Source organism: Hymenobacter lapidarius (assembly GCF_001816145.1).
GTDB lineage: Bacteria > Bacteroidota > Bacteroidia > Cytophagales > Hymenobacteraceae > Hymenobacter > Hymenobacter lapidarius.
Map to the genome: position 1 here is coordinate 1 of NZ_MDZB01000053.1, position 498 is coordinate 498.

Consider the following 498-nt stretch of genomic DNA (forward strand, 5'->3'; position numbering starts at 1 on the left):
AAGCAGTACATTGCGATGGTCTGTTCGCGCATGGTTTCAGCAGGAATGAGGAGGTCAAAGACCTTAAACCTACTGCTGCTCTGCCGAGCAGACTTTTTTATGCCTATTGTAATCCGCAACTTGGGTTAATTACACGATTTTCAGTTGTTGCCTAGATGCCCGGCCCTTTTTTTTCCATCGTCATCCCCACCTATAACCGCCCCGACATTATTGGGCTGACGTTAAAATCGGTACTATAGAGCCTGTTAAAATTCACAAGTAATTGGTAGACAAACAGAAACCAGCCAGGTTACCGCAATTTCTTCATCCGACCAAAGATGTACGAAACGGACCTGACTGATTTCCAGTGGCACGTCATGCAAAACGCCTTGCCAGTTGCCCGCCGCCGCAAGTATTCGTTGCGGCTCATTCTCAATGCCTTGCTCTACCTAACCAAGAGTGGGTGCCAGTGGCGCTTGTTGCCCCACGACTTTCCCCCTTACCCCATTTGCTTTTACT

1 protein-coding gene is annotated in these 498 nt (G+C 48.4%); it reads left to right on the forward strand.

Translation table 11 applies throughout. The features are described 5' to 3' along the window. Positions 1-317: 317 nt before the first annotated feature. The coding region (locus BEN47_RS02210) for an IS5 family transposase (RefSeq protein ID WP_070724618.1) at positions 318-498 on the forward strand (181 nt) is incomplete at its 3' end.